Here is a 16,457-nt window from a genome sequence, read left to right on the forward strand (position 1 = left end):
ATTAGGTGATCAGTTTGCTCCGAATCGAGTGATCATTTTAAACTGAAAATCTATGGTCAATTTGACCGTTTTTTCCAGCAGAAACAAGGTTTTGTCAAAAAAATACGACCCGAATGGGTGGAGATTATTTTGCAAACCCGGAGGGCAAGACCTTGTTTCTGCGTTAAGAACACGGAAATACCTTTGCTCTTGAAATGGGACAAACAGCATACCGGTTCTTGGATAAAATCACTGTGGAAGCCTATGGAAAAGGCATTGAGGAAATGGTCAATTTGGTTGAAAAATCTGCATTACATATCGCAGAATTTCTAGGTAAGACTTATAGTTTTAAAGTATGTGGCTTCTGAAGCCACATAAAGGATGCTGAAAAAATATTGTTGGGGTTATGTCTGGGATTTTTCAGTATGCTTTTTTCTCAAAGCATCCAATCAAAGCTCTTTTATGAGTGGTGGGAATTGTGAGGGAAAAAGAAATGTGCTTTGAGGATTAAGTAGGGGCATAAAAAAAGCAGGACATAAATCCTGCTTAATAATCTAAATTGTAATAAAATTAGCTCACTTCTAATTTTGAAAAATGATCTTTAAAATGAACCATTAAAATCTCTACGAACCTACCGATAATATAGCCCTTAGTAGCTTCATCAGGTTCAGAATTTTTAGTCCAATAACTAGTAAATACTTTAAGACCATTGTCGTGATCTTTAGGTTTTAATAAAACCTTTTCAGACCATTGGTCCGGAGTGTGATTGTAAAGAACCTCTTTGTCATTATTTAGTTTAATTTCCCAGGTTTTTAATTCCTCTTTTCTAATTTTTGCATTGATAGCCTCTAACAGAGCATCAGCATCTTTTGTGTGTATAATTATTTGCATACTATAAATTGGTTTAATAGAGTTAACTAATTGACAAATAGAATACCACTATTTAAAACAAGACAAAAGGACATACTTCTGTAAAATAGGCTGACATTCGGCTATGGCATAAAAGCATCCTCCATCGATTTGAATTTATGTGATACCAAATCCATATCCTTACTGATTTTCTGACTTGTGATTTTAGCATAAATCTGTGTAGTTGATATATTTTTATGCCCCATCATTTTACTAAGGCTTTCAAGTGGTACACCTTCAGTTAAGAACATAGTAGCAAATGTATGACGTGCGGTATGAAAAGTTACTTTCTGTTCTGTAATAATTTCAGCTTCCACCATTAATTTTCTAATATGAGTATTACAGGTTGGATTGGTAGGTATCTCAAAAATATAATCACTATGGGTAATTCCTCGATACTTTTCTATGATATGCTTCGGAATTTCCATTAGACGAACATTAGAAGCAACATCTGACTTTTTTCTTCTGCTAATAATCCATTGATGACCATCAAAGAAAGACTGTATATTGCCCCACTTTAGTTTTTGAATATCTATATAGGAAAGTCCTGTAAAGCAACTAAAAATAAAAAGATCCTTTACAAGTTCGTATTGTGGTTTAGAAGGCTTTAGAAGCATTACTTTTTCTACATCATCTTTTAAAAGATAGCTTCTATCAGTTTCTTCCACGCTGATTTTATAATCTTCAAAAGGATTTTGACGTATAAACCCCTTTTTTATACCGAGTTCAGCCAAAGCGATGAGTGGCATTGTATAAACCCAAACCGTATTGTGTGTACATTTTTTATCTATACGTAAAAAGAAATCAAACTCCCTAATAAAGTCGGAAGTGAGTTCCCGAAAAGGCATATCTTCTCTGTAATAACGTTCCTTTATAAATTCGCATAGATGATTATAGACCGATTTGTATTTATTATAAGTGTTTTGAGAACGTTTTCCTTTACTGACCATTCTTTCAAAATCCTCATTCTGCTCTTTAAATGCTTTAAGGACAGCATCATCCATTACCCCAATCCCTAAAAAAGACAGCTTTACTTTTTGTGCAGTAGTAAAACCTTCTTCTTTAAGCATATCATCATATGTCTTATTGATACGTAGCCGTATATTATCTAATATAAGATTGGTACTTAACGCCTGAACACTCTTGCCAAGAATTCTTCCATTCTTCAAGTCCCAATTATTAGGATTGATTTCTAATTTTGTTCCGAATGTTTTCGGTGTTCCGTCAATGGTAATACGCCCCATAATAGGCACATTTCCGTTCTTCTTTGGTTCGTTTTTTTTCAAGTAGAATAATAACTTGAAAGTGGATCTTTTTGCTTGTTCCATAACTCAAAAATTTAATGTTTAAAATTAATTTTAATTGAGTTACAAGAGAATGTGAAGAACACTGCAAATGACTGAAATATAAACTATTATAGTCAATTCAATCAGATTATAATCAGTAATGATTTAGTAACCTAACCTTGTCATTTTATGCCTAAAACCTATCGGACACCGAGTTCCAATTTTAGACTACCATTTTTATAAACCAGTGTATAATAACAGTTTTAATCGTTTTGCTTACTTTTGCTTTTTTCTAATCTTTTTTCTTTAAAAACAAAAAGATATAGCGGATAGTAGGAAATAGCTTCTAATTATTGCGAATTTTATAATTTAGACTATTAATTTTCGATATTTTTTGAATAAATTTGCGACACAATTTTATAAAACAACACAATGAAAAATACTGCGCTTACGCAAATACATGAAAGTTTGGGAGCAAAAATGCTTCCGTTTGCCGGTTATAATATGCCTATTACTTATGAGGGCGTGAATGCTGAACACGAAACGGTTCGTAATAGTGTGGGCGTTTTTGATGTTTCGCACATGGGAGAATTTTTACTTACGGGACCAAATGCTTTGGCTTTGATCCAGAAAGTGACTTCTAACGACGCTTCGACTTTGACGATTGGAAGAGCTCAATATTCTTGTTTGCCAAACATTGAAGGCGGAATTGTAGATGATTTGATTGTTTATAAAATGAAAGAGGAAGAGTATTTACTGGTTGTAAATGCTTCGAATATTGAGAAAGACTGGAACTGGATTTCTTCGCACAATGATTTGGGTGTTGAAATGAAAAATCTTTCTGATGATTATTCGTTATTGGCGATTCAGGGACCAAAAGCGGTTGAAGCTATGCAGCCTTTGTCTTCTATAGATTTATCTGCAATTGCTTATTACCATTTTGAAGTGGCTGATTTTGCAGGTTTTAATGATGTAATTATTTCTGCAACTGGTTATACTGGTTCTGGCGGATTTGAAATTTACTGTAAAAATGCTGATGCTGTAGCTATCTGGAATAAAGTTTTTGAAGCTGGTGCAGCTTTCGGAATTAAACCAATTGGACTTGCAGCTCGTGATACTTTGCGTTTAGAAATGGGTTTCTGTTTGTACGGAAATGATATTAATGATACGACTTCTCCGCTTGAAGCCGGTTTGGGTTGGATCACAAAATTTAATAAAGAATTCACGAATTCTGAAAGTTTGAAAAAACAAAAAGAAGCCGGCGTTACTAAAAAATTAGTGGCTTTTGAAATGCAGGAACGTGCTGTACCAAGACATGATTACGAAATTGTTGATGCTTCTGGCGCTGTAATTGGTGTTGTAACTTCCGGAACTATGTCTCCTTCTATGAATAAAGGAATTGGATTAGGTTATGTTACTGTAAATAATAGTACTGTTGATAGCGATATCTTTATCAGAATTAGAAAAAATGATGTTCCGGCTAAAGTGGTAAAATTGCCTTTTTACAAGAAATAGTTTTAAATATATATTTTACAAAGCGTTACTTTTTAAGTGGCGCTTTTTTTTTGCTATAGATTTAACATTAAAATAATTTTATTAGTTTTTGCTTTGTTAAAACAATTCGTTTTGATGTAAGAAATTTTAGAAAAAATGTAACTTTTTATCAAAAAATAAAGCGTAATTTTAGTCTAAACGAATGGGTTCTATTTATGAAAAAAATATTATTAGTATCGATGTTGACTACGAGCGTTCTATTTGGTCAAAATAGCGATCAAACATGCGAAATACTAAACAAAATAAATGTACTTATACAAACGGAACATATTCGCCCAAAACCGGTAGATGATAGTTTATCTGTTTTTGTTTTCGATAATCTAATCAATGAATTAGATCCTTCCCGAAATATATTTTTTCAAAGTGAATACGACGAATTAGCAAAGAAATATCGCTTGAATTTAGATGATTTAATTCTGAAAAATGATTGTAGTTTTCTAGCAGATATTACCAATAAATACAAAAACGGACTTATTAGAACAAAAGCTGTTTTAGAAAAAATTCAGGCCGGGACTATTGACTATACCAAAAAAGATACGATTCGTTTTTACAAAAAATCTTTTGCTTTTTATCTTAAAAACGAAAATATAGAGAAAGTCTGGATCAAAAAATTACGTTATCAGATTTTGGATGACATTGCTGAAACAAGTGATAATCTGGATTCGCTGAAAACGAATTTTAAATCGTTGGAAATGGCTTCTAAAAAAACGATCTTGTCTAATGAAATTTGCAGAATAAGTACACTTCTAGAATCTAATATTAAACAGGAAGAAAAGCTTTATAATTTCTTTTGTACTTATTTTGATCCTCATACAGCGTATTTTAGTGATGATTCTAAATCGAGTTTTGTTGCTTCGTTATCAAAAGAGCATTTATCTTTAGGAATGACCGTGAATTTGAATGAGAAAAACGAAATTATAATCGATGAAATAGATCCAAATGGTCCGGCGTATCAAACGGGACAAATAAAAAAAGGAGATCAGATTCTTTCTGTTTCCAATAAAAAAGAAACGCTCCAAGTTTCTTGTTCTTCGCTAGAATCAATTTCTACCATGATTTTATCTGAATCTAATAAAAGTATTATCCTGACATTAAAACGAAATTCAGGCAAAAACTTTGAAGTTTACATCGAAAAACAAGTTATGAAAGATGAAGACAATTCGGTTTTTAGTTTCATAATCGGAAAGGATAGTAAAATTGGTTATATTAAGATTCCGAGTTTTTATGCTGATTTAGATGGAAATAGCCGAAAAGGCTGCGCTGATGATGTGGCACGAGAAGTCATAAAATTAGAAAGAGACCATATTAAAGGTCTGGTAATTGATTTAATTGACAACGGCGGTGGTTCTATGGAAGAAGCCATTAAATTAGCCGGAATGTTTGTTGATTATGGTCCGATTTCTATTGTTATTGACAACAAACAACAAGAATCTGTAATTAATGATCCGTTTAGGGGCGTTATTTATAAAGGTCCTATTGTTATTTTAATCAATAGTAATACAGCTTCTGCAAGTGAGTTTTTCTCTTCGATATTGCAAGATTATAATCGTGCTTTATTATTAGGCAGCAACACGCTTGGTAAAGCAACAATGCAGACTATTCTTTCGCTTGATGAGACAAAAAATACCGATTTTCTAAAAATAACAATTAATAAATTTTACAGGGTTACAGGAAAAAGCCACCAATATATTGGGGTCAAGCCCGATGTTGTTCTTCCGGAATTCTATGAAGGTATTTACCAAAAAGAAAGTGATTTTCCTACTGCCATCAAAAATGACAGTATCGCGCCATTTTTAAAATACAAAACTTACGTAAAACGCGATCTTATTGATAAAATTGCTAAAAACAGCACTTTGCGACTGGCGGATAATTACTACTTTAATGACATTAAAAAGATTAATGTAAAAATAGATCAGATGGTAAATGTTCCAAAGGCCGAGATTCCTATGACTTTAGATGCCGTTTTCGATCAAAAAAAGACTGTAAATTCTATTTGGACAGAAATACACACTTTTAATGATGATAATAATCCTTTAGATGTTTACAATTCTAGCGTAAATCAATTTTTATTAGGTGTTTATCCAACAGAAAAAACAATAAATCAGTATCAAATTGATAATCTGAAAACCAATCCATACTTAAATGAAGCGGTTAATATTATTTCGGAATTTAATGCTTCGAAATAAATTTAGTTTCAGATTCAATTTATTTGAGGTTTCAATTTTATGTTAACCGAAAATTATTCCTAAGATTTATGCATTGTTTCAACGTAATTTTGCAATCACTTATTAAAGTATAGTTGAGCAAACTTTAAACCTGAAACTTTAAACTTTAAACAAATCAAAAAAACTTAATTTTTGAGTTTGGAAAAATAAGGAATAACCGTATTTTTGCATCTCAAAATAAAAAATCAGTAATGGGAAGAGCGTTCGAATTTAGAAAAGGAAGAAAAATGAAACGTTGGTCAGCAATGGCTAAAACATTTACCCGAATTGGTAAAGATATCGTTATGGCCGTTAAAGAAGGTGGTCCTAACCCAGATGCCAATTCTAGATTAAGAGCTGTAATACAAAATGCTAAAGCGGCCAACATGCCTAAGGACAATGTGGAGCGCGCGATAAAAAATGCAAGTAATAAAGATACTGCCAATTATAAAGAAATTTTGTTTGAAGGATATGCGCCTCACGGAATTGCTATTTTAATTGAAACTGCATCTGATAATAATAATAGAACGGTTGCTAATATTCGTAGCTATTTTAACAAATGCAACGGAACTATGGGAACTCAGGGTTCTGTAGAGTTTATGTTTGACCATACTTGTAATTTTAGAATTGCAAAGGGAAATCTTGATCCGGAAGAATTAGAATTAGAATTGATTGACTTTGGTGCTGAAGAGGTTTTTGAAGATGAAGACGGAATTTTAATCTACGCACCTTTTGGAAGTTTTGGAGCTTTGCAAAAAGAACTAGAGAACAGAGGTTTAGAAATCTTGTCTTCTGGTTTTGAACGTATTCCACAAATTACAAAAGAACTTACCGAAGCTCAAATCGCTGACGTTGAAAAACTAATTGAAAAAATTGAAGAGGATGATGACGTTATGAACGTTTATCATACTATGAAAGAGGAATAATATTCTTTAATTATTCTTATACTATAAAAACTCCAGAGAAATCTGGAGTTTTTTTTTGTTATAATGAGGAATCCCGTAAAAAATAAAAGTTTGGAATGTTTATGTTTGCTCCAAAATTATTTATTTCAACTTCTTGGGATAGCTGGTAATTATGTAAAATTTAATAGAAATGTTATAATATTATTTTTATAAACAATTCTTTTCCTGTTAAAAATTATATAATATATTTGGCACTTTAAGTCATTGAAATTTAGATGATTTAAGGGATATATTATACATTACCACACCAAAACCTACCAAAAAATTGAAAAAAACTACTCTTAGATTACGCTCTTTCGTATACATTTTAGTTTTATTTACGATCAGTTCAAACTGTTTTTCAAGTACTTACACAGATACTATAAGTAATTCGAAAAAACTTTTAGCAGCTAAAAATAGTATTCCGAAAAACAATATTCTTTCTGATAAGAATTCCTTCAATTATACTCAAAATTCAGAAAGCGAATTCACCAATGAATACTTAAGAAAGAATTTTCCTATTGCAGGTGAAACCAGCGATGATTTAAAAACCGCAATGGCAACTTGTCTGAAAATTGACGAAAGCGGTAATCTTACAGACGTTCTGGAACCAAAAAAATTGTCGATGTTACCTCTTGGTATCAAAAAGACAATTGGTGGTATTCAATACATGTTAGGGATTAGTAATGCAAAATTCACTCCTGAATATACCGAACTTACAGCTTTTGTTCGAATCATTATACCACAACACGGTGCTGACGGAAAACCAAAAGAATTATTTTTTGGAGCAAACAATATTAGGTTATCCCACAAAGGTGGTTTAGTTGGCGATACTAATTTGGTTTTATTAGGTGATGTTCCGATCAAAATTAACGGAGAAAACTTATTGTTGATTCTGAAAGGCGGAATGAACATGAAGACCGGAGTCGTTGCTAATCAAACTTATGTAACTATTGATTGTAACGGATTTAAAGAACTTGGAATTACGGCTGACGTGCAGTTTTCAAGAAATATGTTAGAACCGGTAGATAATAATTATGTAGCCCTCCCTTCTCCTGCACTTGTTACAGGAAACTTTAAAACTATAGTTTCGAATTGGAATGACATTCTAATCGAAATATCATTACCTAAATTTCAATTAACATCTAAAAAAGGTTTTTGTTTTGAATTAAATAAAGCAGTAATCGATTTTAGTGATTTACGAAACTCTCAAAGTGTAAAATGGCCGCCAAACTATGCAACTAAATATTTAGTGCCCGGAAATGAAAATTTGTGGCGTGGTCTTTATGTACAATCTCTTAAAATTGTTTTACCCGAAGAGTTTAAGAAAAAAAACAGTAAGGAAAGAATTCGGTTTGAAGCAACAGATTTATTGATTGATCGTATGGGAGTTTCCGGAACATTTTCGGGTAGCAACCTAATAGGCATCGATGAAGGAGATGCATCCGGATGGCAAATGTCTTTGGACAATGTTAGTATAACATTAGTTGCGAATTCTTTGACAGCTGCCAGTTTTGGCGGTGATATTCTTTTACCTGTTTCTGATAAATCAGGAAAATGTAATGGAGGCACAAGATCAGAGTTAGCTTATAAAGGATTAATAGACCCTCTTAATAATGAGTATTTATTAAATGCACAAGTTACAAACGGGATTTGTTTTCAGGCGTTTAAAGCCCAGGCAGTCATCGAAAAAAACTCTTATGTCGAATTAAAAGTTAAAGATGGTAAATTTCTGCCAAAAGCAGTTCTATACGGTACTTTATCATTAAATGCCAGCAATAAACCAATAACTGCAGCAGAAGCAATTGCACTAGAAAAAACAGACGCTGCAAGTGGAGGTTCTGCTACAGGAGAGAAAAAAGAAACGGTATCTTTTAAAGGCGTTATTTTTCAAAATCTAATGTTGCAGACTGTATCTCCATACATTAGTGCTGATTATTTTGGATACAAAAATGTACAAAATGATGGTTCTACGGTTAGTAATTTCCCGGTAACAATTAATGAAATTGCTTTAATTACCACTGATGAAAGCGCCAGCTTAAAAGTTGATCTTGCCATAAATATGATGGAAAATCAATTTAATGGGCAAACTAAATTTTACGTCGTTGGAAAATTTGGCAAGGATGAAGGAATCCAGAAATGGAAATACGATCATCTTAAATTTGAACAAATTTCTATTGCAGCCGATTTAGGTGGAATGAAATTAAAAGGAAGTATTACCATAATGGATAATGACCCCGTTTATGGTAAAGGCTTTAAAGGATCGCTAAGTTGCGATTTTACTGGTGGTATTAAAGTAGAGGCCAATGCTATTTTTGGATCTATCAATTTTAGATACTGGTATGTTGATGCCATGGTCGATGGTTTAAACATTCCGGCAGGAGCTATTACCTTTAAAGGTTTTGGCGGAGGTGCTTACTATCACATGAAAAAAGATGGTTTCAGTAACCGATTTGCTGCTTCAGGATCTAATTATGTTCCTGATATTGATTCTGGCCTTGGTGTAAAAGCCATGATTAAGTTTGCTGCTACCGGAACATCCAGCGCTTTTTGGGGTGGTGCAGGTTTTGAAATTGCTTTTAACAGTAAAGGTGGTATAAACCGAATCAGTATTTATGGTGAAGGTCACGTTATGCAGACTTTCGAAATTCCAGGTGCTAGTGAATTAACCGATGCCTTAAAAGCGGTGACAGAAAATGAATCTCTGATGGGTAAAATAGCAACGGAAGCTTTAAAAACATCAAATTTATCAAAAGCAGCTGCAGAATTATATCCTAATGATGTAGAAGCTTCTATGGGTATTAATGCGTTTGCTGCTATAGAATATGACTTTAGATTAAAAACTTTACACGGTTCGTTCGATTTATATATAAGTACTCCTGGTGGTTTCATACAAGGTCGCGCCTCAGGTAACAGAGCCGGATGGGCGGTTTTACACTTTGCTCCGGATAAATGGTATGTTCGCGCGGGTACACCTACTGACCGATTAGGAATAAAACTAGCGATAGGATCTTTTGAAGTAGAAGCCGGTGGTTATTTTATGATGGGAGATGATATTCCCGGAAGCCCTCCTCCACCGGATATTGTTGCTAAATTATTAGGTGTAGATGTTGCTACGCTAGATTATATGCGAGATGAAAACAGTGTGGCATCTGGTAAAGGGTTTGCTTTTGGTGCCGATTTTAGTCTAAAAACAGGAAATATGACATTTCTTGCATTCTATGCTAATTTTCAATGTGGATTTGGATTTGATATCATGGTGAAAGATTATGGTGAAGCACAATGTAAAGGATCAGGACAAATTGGTATTGATGGCTGGTATGCTAACGGACAATCATATGCATACATGCAGGGAGAAATGGGAATTAATATTAAATTATTTTTTATTAAAAAGAAAATCTCAATTATGAAAGGTGGCGGCGCTGTTTTATTGCAGGCAAAACTACCAAATCCTGTATGGATTAGAGGTTATATGGCTGGTTATTTCGATATACTAGGAGGTGCTATAAAAGGAAGTTTTAGGTTTAAATTGGAATTTGGTAAACAATGTGAATTTGTAAATGACACTCCTTTGCAGGGCTTAAAAGCAATTGCTGATATTACTCCTGGTGAAGGAACTAAAGATGTAGATGTATTTACACTTCCTCAAGTTGGTTTTAACATGCCTGTAGAAAAAGTTTTTACTCTTGAAGATGATGCCGGAATAAAATATTATATGCTTAAACTGGAAGAATATAGTATCAAGAAAGATGGAGTTCTTATTCCAGGTACTATAAATTGGAATGATACCAAGGATTTAGTGACTTTTACTTCTACTGATGTATTACCTCCAAATTCTGATTTGATTTTGAATGTAAAAGTAAGTTTCCAGGAAATGGTAAATGGAAACTGGAAAACTATATACGATCAGGGGCAAGTTGCTATGGAAACTGAAACCAGAAAATTTTCAACCGGGGCTGCACCAAATAATATTCCTGTAAATAATATTTCTTATTGTTATCCTGTTTTTGATCAGAAATATGTGTACCAAAATGAATCAAAACAAGCTTATGTTGTTTTAAAACAAGGACAACCTTATTTATTTGATTTAAAGAATGGCCAATCACAAAAAGCATTCTATAAAACAGCAGATAAAACAGCTACGACAGCTTTGCGTTATGATAGTTCACTTAAAAAAGTTATTGTTGACTTACCGGTTTTACAAACTTCTAAGCCATACAATCTTACTTTGATGACACTCGTGCCTAAAACTGATGCAAATGGAAACTTATCTGAAAATTATGACAAACAACAATCAGATGATGCAAACATTGATATTAAAAATAATCAGTTAAGCGAAACTATTACTGCAGGAAGTGATATTGAACTTTTGCAATATAATTTTAATACAAGCCAGTACAATACTTTTCAGGAAAAAATGACTGCTAAAAAAGCACGAAATACGTATATCGAAATCATTTATTCTGACGTACACGCTTTACATGCAGAAAATGCATCGACTGAACCTTTTGATGAAATCGAAATAATTGGTAATAACAAAACCCTAAATATTCCATTAGTGAATGTCGAAGCAACGTTAGATGATAATTATTATAAAAATTACATCTATCCATTGATATATAAAGGTTATCCTTTAGAATCAGATTTCACATTCCCAAGAGACACTAACGTATTAGGTGCTCCTCCAACAAAAGGAATTGAGCTTTTAACCTGGTATCAATCGGATTTAACAAATAATCCAAAAAGTTCTTATCTGAGAGAAAGGCTGCCTTATCGATACAATCAGCCGTATTATTATAAAACCGATTTTACGAACTTACAATATAGAGTAGTCAATAAATATGTAAATGGCCAAAACCCAGGCATGAGTGAGAGATACAATTATATTATAAATGGAACTTTTCCTATGATTCAGGACGGAAACTATAATATCAAACTAAACTATACATTACCTGGCGGACAAGCAGGTACAAGTTCAATTTTTACATTCAATAAAACAAATTAGCATGAAGCTTAAAATTTTAATTATTCTTGTTCTTACACTAATTAGTAATGGTTACTCACAACAAAAAAGCACTAAAGATAGTATCTCAGTTGAGAAAAAAATTGGAATCGAAGTTATAGCAAGAGTACAAAAGGACAAAATTTTATTGCGATGGGCAGTAAATGATCCGCTTGCCTGGAAAAAACTAAATACCTATGGCTATTTGGTAGAGCGCTATACTGTAACTCGTGATAACAAAACATTATCAAAGCCGGAACGAATTGTTTTATCTCAGACATGTAAACCGGAAGCTCTTGAAAAGTGGGAAAAACTAATTGATGAAAATGATAATGCTGCAATTGTGGCACAAGCAATTTATGGAGAATCTTTTACTGTAGCTGGAGCTGATAATATACAGTCTATCATAAACATTTCTGAAGAAAATGAGCAAAGATTCACATTTGCATTATTTTCAGCCGATAAAGATTTTGAGATTGCTAAAAAGGCGGGTTTAGGTTTTGAAGATAAAACGGTCAAACCGAATGAAAAATATGCTTATAGAATTTCTTCGAATGTACCAGAGAAAGAATTAAACATTGCTTATGGGGGAGTATTTGTAGGGTTAAAAGATTACGAGCCTTTACCGAAGCCTATGGATTTTACAGCACATTTTACTGACAGCAGTACTATGTTGAGTTGGAATTTTAAAATATTAGCTCACGCTTATGGAAGCTACTATGTAGAAAGATCTACTGACAAGAAAAATTTTAAAAGAATTACAGATAAGCCTTACACAAGTTTAAGTCAGCAAAATGCAAACAATAAACAAATTTTTTATGTTGATTCTATAGCAAATAATATACAATACAGTTACAGAATTCAGGGTATTTCTCCATTTGGTGAATTAGGTCCTTATTCTGAAATAATTTCAGGAAAAGGAAAATCAATATTGAAATACGTTCCTCATCTTACTGTTAAGGAATTTAAAGATGATACAACTGTAAATTTGATTTGGGAATTTCCAGAAGAAGGAAATGATGAAATTACTGGTTTTGAACTTAATCGTTCTGAGGAAGATGATGCTAAATATACGACCGTTATTAAAAATATTTCGCCAAAATCCCGAAATGTTGTTTATAATAAATTATCACCTACAAATTATTTTACATTAACCGCCGTTGGAAAAAACGGAAGCAACAGAGTATCTTTTCCAATGCTTGTTCAGCCTGTGGATTCAATTCCGCCAGCAAAACCTATTGGTTTAAAAGGTGTAATTGACAGTTTGGGAGTTGTAAAATTAACATGGACTCACAACAAGGAAAAAGATTTATTGGGTTATAGAATTTACAAAGCATACAACCCTGATGAAGAATATAGTCAGGTAACTATAAGTCCGAGCGAACCAAATACTTTTGAAGATAAAGTTGTTATAAAAACTTTGAATAGCAAGGTTTATTATAAAATTATTGCTGTTGATTATAGATACAATATGTCCGATTTTTCAGAGCCTCTAATATTAAAAAAGCCTGACGTAATACCTCCTGCTTCTCCTGCTTTTAACAAATATGAAATTGCAGATGGTTCTGTTTTTCTTGAATGGGCAAATAGTTCCAGTGAAGATGTGGCTGTTCATCAATTATATCGAAAAGAAAATGACCAAAAAGACTGGACATTAATTTTTGAAACAAAAAATAAAGAAGAAAAATATCAGGATAAAACTGCTATAGAGGGAAATACCTATCGATATGCAATTTTTGCAAAAGATGAAAGTAATTTAGTTTCAAATCCTTCTCCGGAGATAGCAATGTTTGTACCTAAATATTCATTATTACCTGATGTAAAAGGCTTTTTTGCGCAATCAAATAAAGTTACAAATACGATTGATTTATCCTGGGATTACTCAGAAAAAAATGTTGATAATTTTGAAATATACAAAGCTTCTGACAAAGACGCTTTACAATTAATTCAAATCGTGAAAGGAAATATAAAGCGTTTATCAGACCCTACTATTACGATTAATACAAATTATAAATATGGCATAAGAGCTGTGTCAAAAGATGGAAGAACGTCAAAAATGGATTTTTATACTGTGAAATTTTAATATATGAAGAGAATTTTACTATCACTTATTGTTTTATTATCGGTAAAAAGCTTTGGGCAACTAACCTATAGAGTTAATCTGGAAGCCGGGTCTCTTGGCTGCGGGTGTTCTTCTGCGGGTGCCGAAAATTTCTATGCATATGATGTCAGCAATAATGTTATACCTTCTATTAATTTTAATGCAGATAATTATCCAAGCATTACTTTTGAAACACTTGTAAAACCGACGAAAATAGTGCAGGTTTTGGGATGTGAACCTACTGGAGATGACTTTTGCTATCCCTTTCCTTACAGTGAGGTTTCTCAGGTTATTTTGGATAATACTAGTAGTTGTGAATACAAAAGTGCAACCGCGCCTTTTGGTCTTAGAGTTAATGTTCAAGCGATTGGAAATATCGATAATATTGGTTGCGTTACAAGCAATCTTACTTGTTCAGGTAACATTGAAAGATGGGAAGTAATGAAATCTGGTACTAATGTGTATGAAGTTATTCCAAATTCTAATGTAAATACCTTAACAAAGACTTATAATCAAATCTATTCTGATAATTCCGGAATAAGTAAAACTACTTATTTTAGGGCAAAATTTGCGGGAACTCAAGTGTATACTTATCATCCATTTATATTTGTTTTTTGCTCTCCAAATTTAAATAATACCTCAGACCCTAATATTACCTTTTGCAATTATAACAATGGTGAGGTTATATTCACTTTTAGCAGGCCATTAGAAACTGGCGAAAAATTTTTACTTACTCGCAATCCTGTAGGTCAAAACATGGTAACGTCTACAACTTCTGATGATGCAGTTAATGTTGAAAAAATCTCACCCACTGTTTTTAAATGGAAAAACATACCTCCAGGAAAATACGAATTTAAATATCAAACACAGTTTGAAAACAATACGGCATCTAGTGTGAGTCCTACCACATTTTTTACAATAACACCTAGAGACAAATTAAATTTTACAATTACAGCAGTACAACCATTATGCAATAACGATAAGGGTAAAATACAAATTTCAGCTTCAGGAGGAACATCTCCTTATTTTTATGTTTTAGATAACGAGCCATTAACAAATAAACATTCTTTTGCGGGCCTGTATACTATTCCTAATGAATTACCAGAAGGAGATCATACAGTAATAGTTGTAGATAGTCGCGATTGCATTGAAAAATAATATTATGAAATTTTATTTACTCTATTTTATATTGATCTGTGGAATTCATAAAATACATTCACAAATGTATATTATGAAGACCAATTATGGCGGTTGTAATGATTACGTCAATGGTAATCATATTTACGAAGACGATTATGAATACAAAATCATAGATGATCATGGAAATTGGCTATGCCCAATTGTTGAAGCTGGAGAATATCTTATTTTTAATCAAATGCCAAGTGCATATCTTTTTGCCAGTTATAAAGCTGAAACATTTTCATGTAGTGGTGGTTGTGGTGATTATCATTCAGTTGGCTTAATGATAACTACTATAAATACTTGTCAAAAATACGTAGGGTATTCATATGGTTATAATGGGCCATCCCCCCCTAACTTTGAAATTATAAGCAATAAGGTTATAGCTGACCCTCCAGCTGATAATTCTTTTTGCGACAAAATATCACTCTCCGCTACAGGCTGTACAGGCTCTCAAAGATTTTATTGGGAATATAGTAAAGATGGATCTCATTTTATTCCAACTAACATAAGTACTGCTTTTAATCAAAATTATGAATTTATTAAAGCTAATTTTGCTCTATTAGACAACTATACTGGACCTATTTATTTTCATGCTATAATCGACTCAGATCCTTCTATTACTCAGGAAAACATCTATTCTAACGTTGTCAATTATAATATTATTTCTTGTTCTCCTTTGTTGAACGGAAATCCAGTTGTGGCTGATGTCAGATGTAATAATGAATCTAATGGTAGTGTAACATTAAACTTTAAAACAGATATAACAACGAATCAAAAATTACTTCTTAATTTATTTAAGGACAATAATTTTATGACTCATAAATTTGTCAGTTATGCTGAAATAGTAAATAAATCATTTACCTGGACTGGAATTGCAGCAGGATCATATGTTATTAAATACCAAGCTCAAACCAATACAGATAATAACATATTAGTTGGATCACAGCCTGTAATAAGTCCTACTTTTACGATAGCAAATGTAACTCCTTTAACTTTTACGGTAACCCCTATTCAACCTGCATGCGTTGATGATAAGGGTAAAATACAAATTTCAGCTTCAGGAGGAACAACTCCTTATTTTTATGTTTTAGATAACGAGCCATTAACAAATAAGCATTCTTTTACGGGCCTTTATACTATTCCTAATGAATTATCAGAAGGTGATCATAAGGTAATAGTATTAGACAGTCGTGATTGCATTGAAAAATAATATTATGAAAAAAACTTTACTATATAAACCAACCTCACCAAAAAACATCTGCACAAAATGGCATTTTTGCCGTAAAATGCTAACGT

9 protein-coding genes are annotated in these 16,457 nt (G+C 32.6%); 7 read left to right on the plus strand and 2 right to left on the minus strand.

What is annotated here, in order from left to right:
• Positions 1–549 precede the first annotated feature (549 nt).
• Both GKZ86_RS09330 and GKZ86_RS09335 read right to left on the minus strand, forming a co-directional pair.
• On the minus strand, positions 550–870 hold the full coding sequence (locus tag GKZ86_RS09330; RefSeq protein WP_154782846.1) for a hypothetical protein: 321 nt from the start codon (positions 868–870) through the stop codon (positions 550–552).
• A gap of 101 nt (positions 871–971) precedes the next feature.
• Complete coding sequence (locus tag GKZ86_RS09335; RefSeq protein WP_154782847.1) at positions 972–2,216, minus strand: site-specific integrase; 1,245 nt, start codon at positions 2,214–2,216, stop codon at positions 972–974.
• Positions 2,217–2,606: 390 nt separating this feature from the next.
• Between GKZ86_RS09335 and gcvT the strand changes: the two genes are divergently transcribed.
• From gcvT to GKZ86_RS09370, 7 genes are all read left to right on the plus strand, one after another.
• Positions 2,607–3,689: a glycine cleavage system aminomethyltransferase GcvT gene (gcvT, locus tag GKZ86_RS09340; RefSeq protein ID WP_154782848.1), complete on the plus strand. Its 1,083-nt coding sequence runs from the start codon at positions 2,607–2,609 to the stop codon at positions 3,687–3,689.
• A 194-nt stretch (positions 3,690–3,883) separates the two neighbouring features.
• On the plus strand, positions 3,884–5,914 hold the full coding sequence (locus GKZ86_RS09345) for a S41 family peptidase (protein ID WP_154782849.1): 2,031 nt from the start codon (positions 3,884–3,886) through the stop codon (positions 5,912–5,914).
• Positions 5,915–6,144: 230 nt separating this feature from the next.
• Positions 6,145–6,858: a YebC/PmpR family DNA-binding transcriptional regulator gene (locus tag GKZ86_RS09350; RefSeq protein ID WP_007811539.1), complete on the plus strand. Its 714-nt coding sequence runs from the start codon at positions 6,145–6,147 to the stop codon at positions 6,856–6,858.
• A gap of 304 nt (positions 6,859–7,162) precedes the next feature.
• The gene (locus tag GKZ86_RS09355) at positions 7,163–11,881 is read left to right on the plus strand and encodes a hypothetical protein (RefSeq protein ID WP_154782850.1); all 4,719 of its coding nucleotides are present in this window, start codon (positions 7,163–7,165) and stop codon (positions 11,879–11,881) included.
• A 1-nt stretch (position 11,882) separates the two neighbouring features.
• A complete protein-coding gene (locus GKZ86_RS09360) occupies positions 11,883–13,961 on the plus strand; it encodes a hypothetical protein (protein ID WP_154782851.1) in 2,079 nt (692 codons plus the stop codon).
• A 3-nt stretch (positions 13,962–13,964) separates the two neighbouring features.
• Positions 13,965–15,137: a SprB repeat-containing protein gene (locus GKZ86_RS09365; protein WP_154782852.1), complete on the plus strand. Its 1,173-nt coding sequence runs from the start codon at positions 13,965–13,967 to the stop codon at positions 15,135–15,137.
• A 73-nt stretch (positions 15,138–15,210) separates the two neighbouring features.
• Positions 15,211–16,371: a SprB repeat-containing protein gene (locus tag GKZ86_RS09370; RefSeq protein ID WP_194632490.1), complete on the plus strand. Its 1,161-nt coding sequence runs from the start codon at positions 15,211–15,213 to the stop codon at positions 16,369–16,371.
• Positions 16,372–16,457: the final 86 nt, after the last annotated feature.

Origin of the sequence: Flavobacterium sp. LC2016-13 (assembly GCF_009707955.1) — a bacterium.
GTDB lineage: Bacteria > Bacteroidota > Bacteroidia > Flavobacteriales > Flavobacteriaceae > Flavobacterium.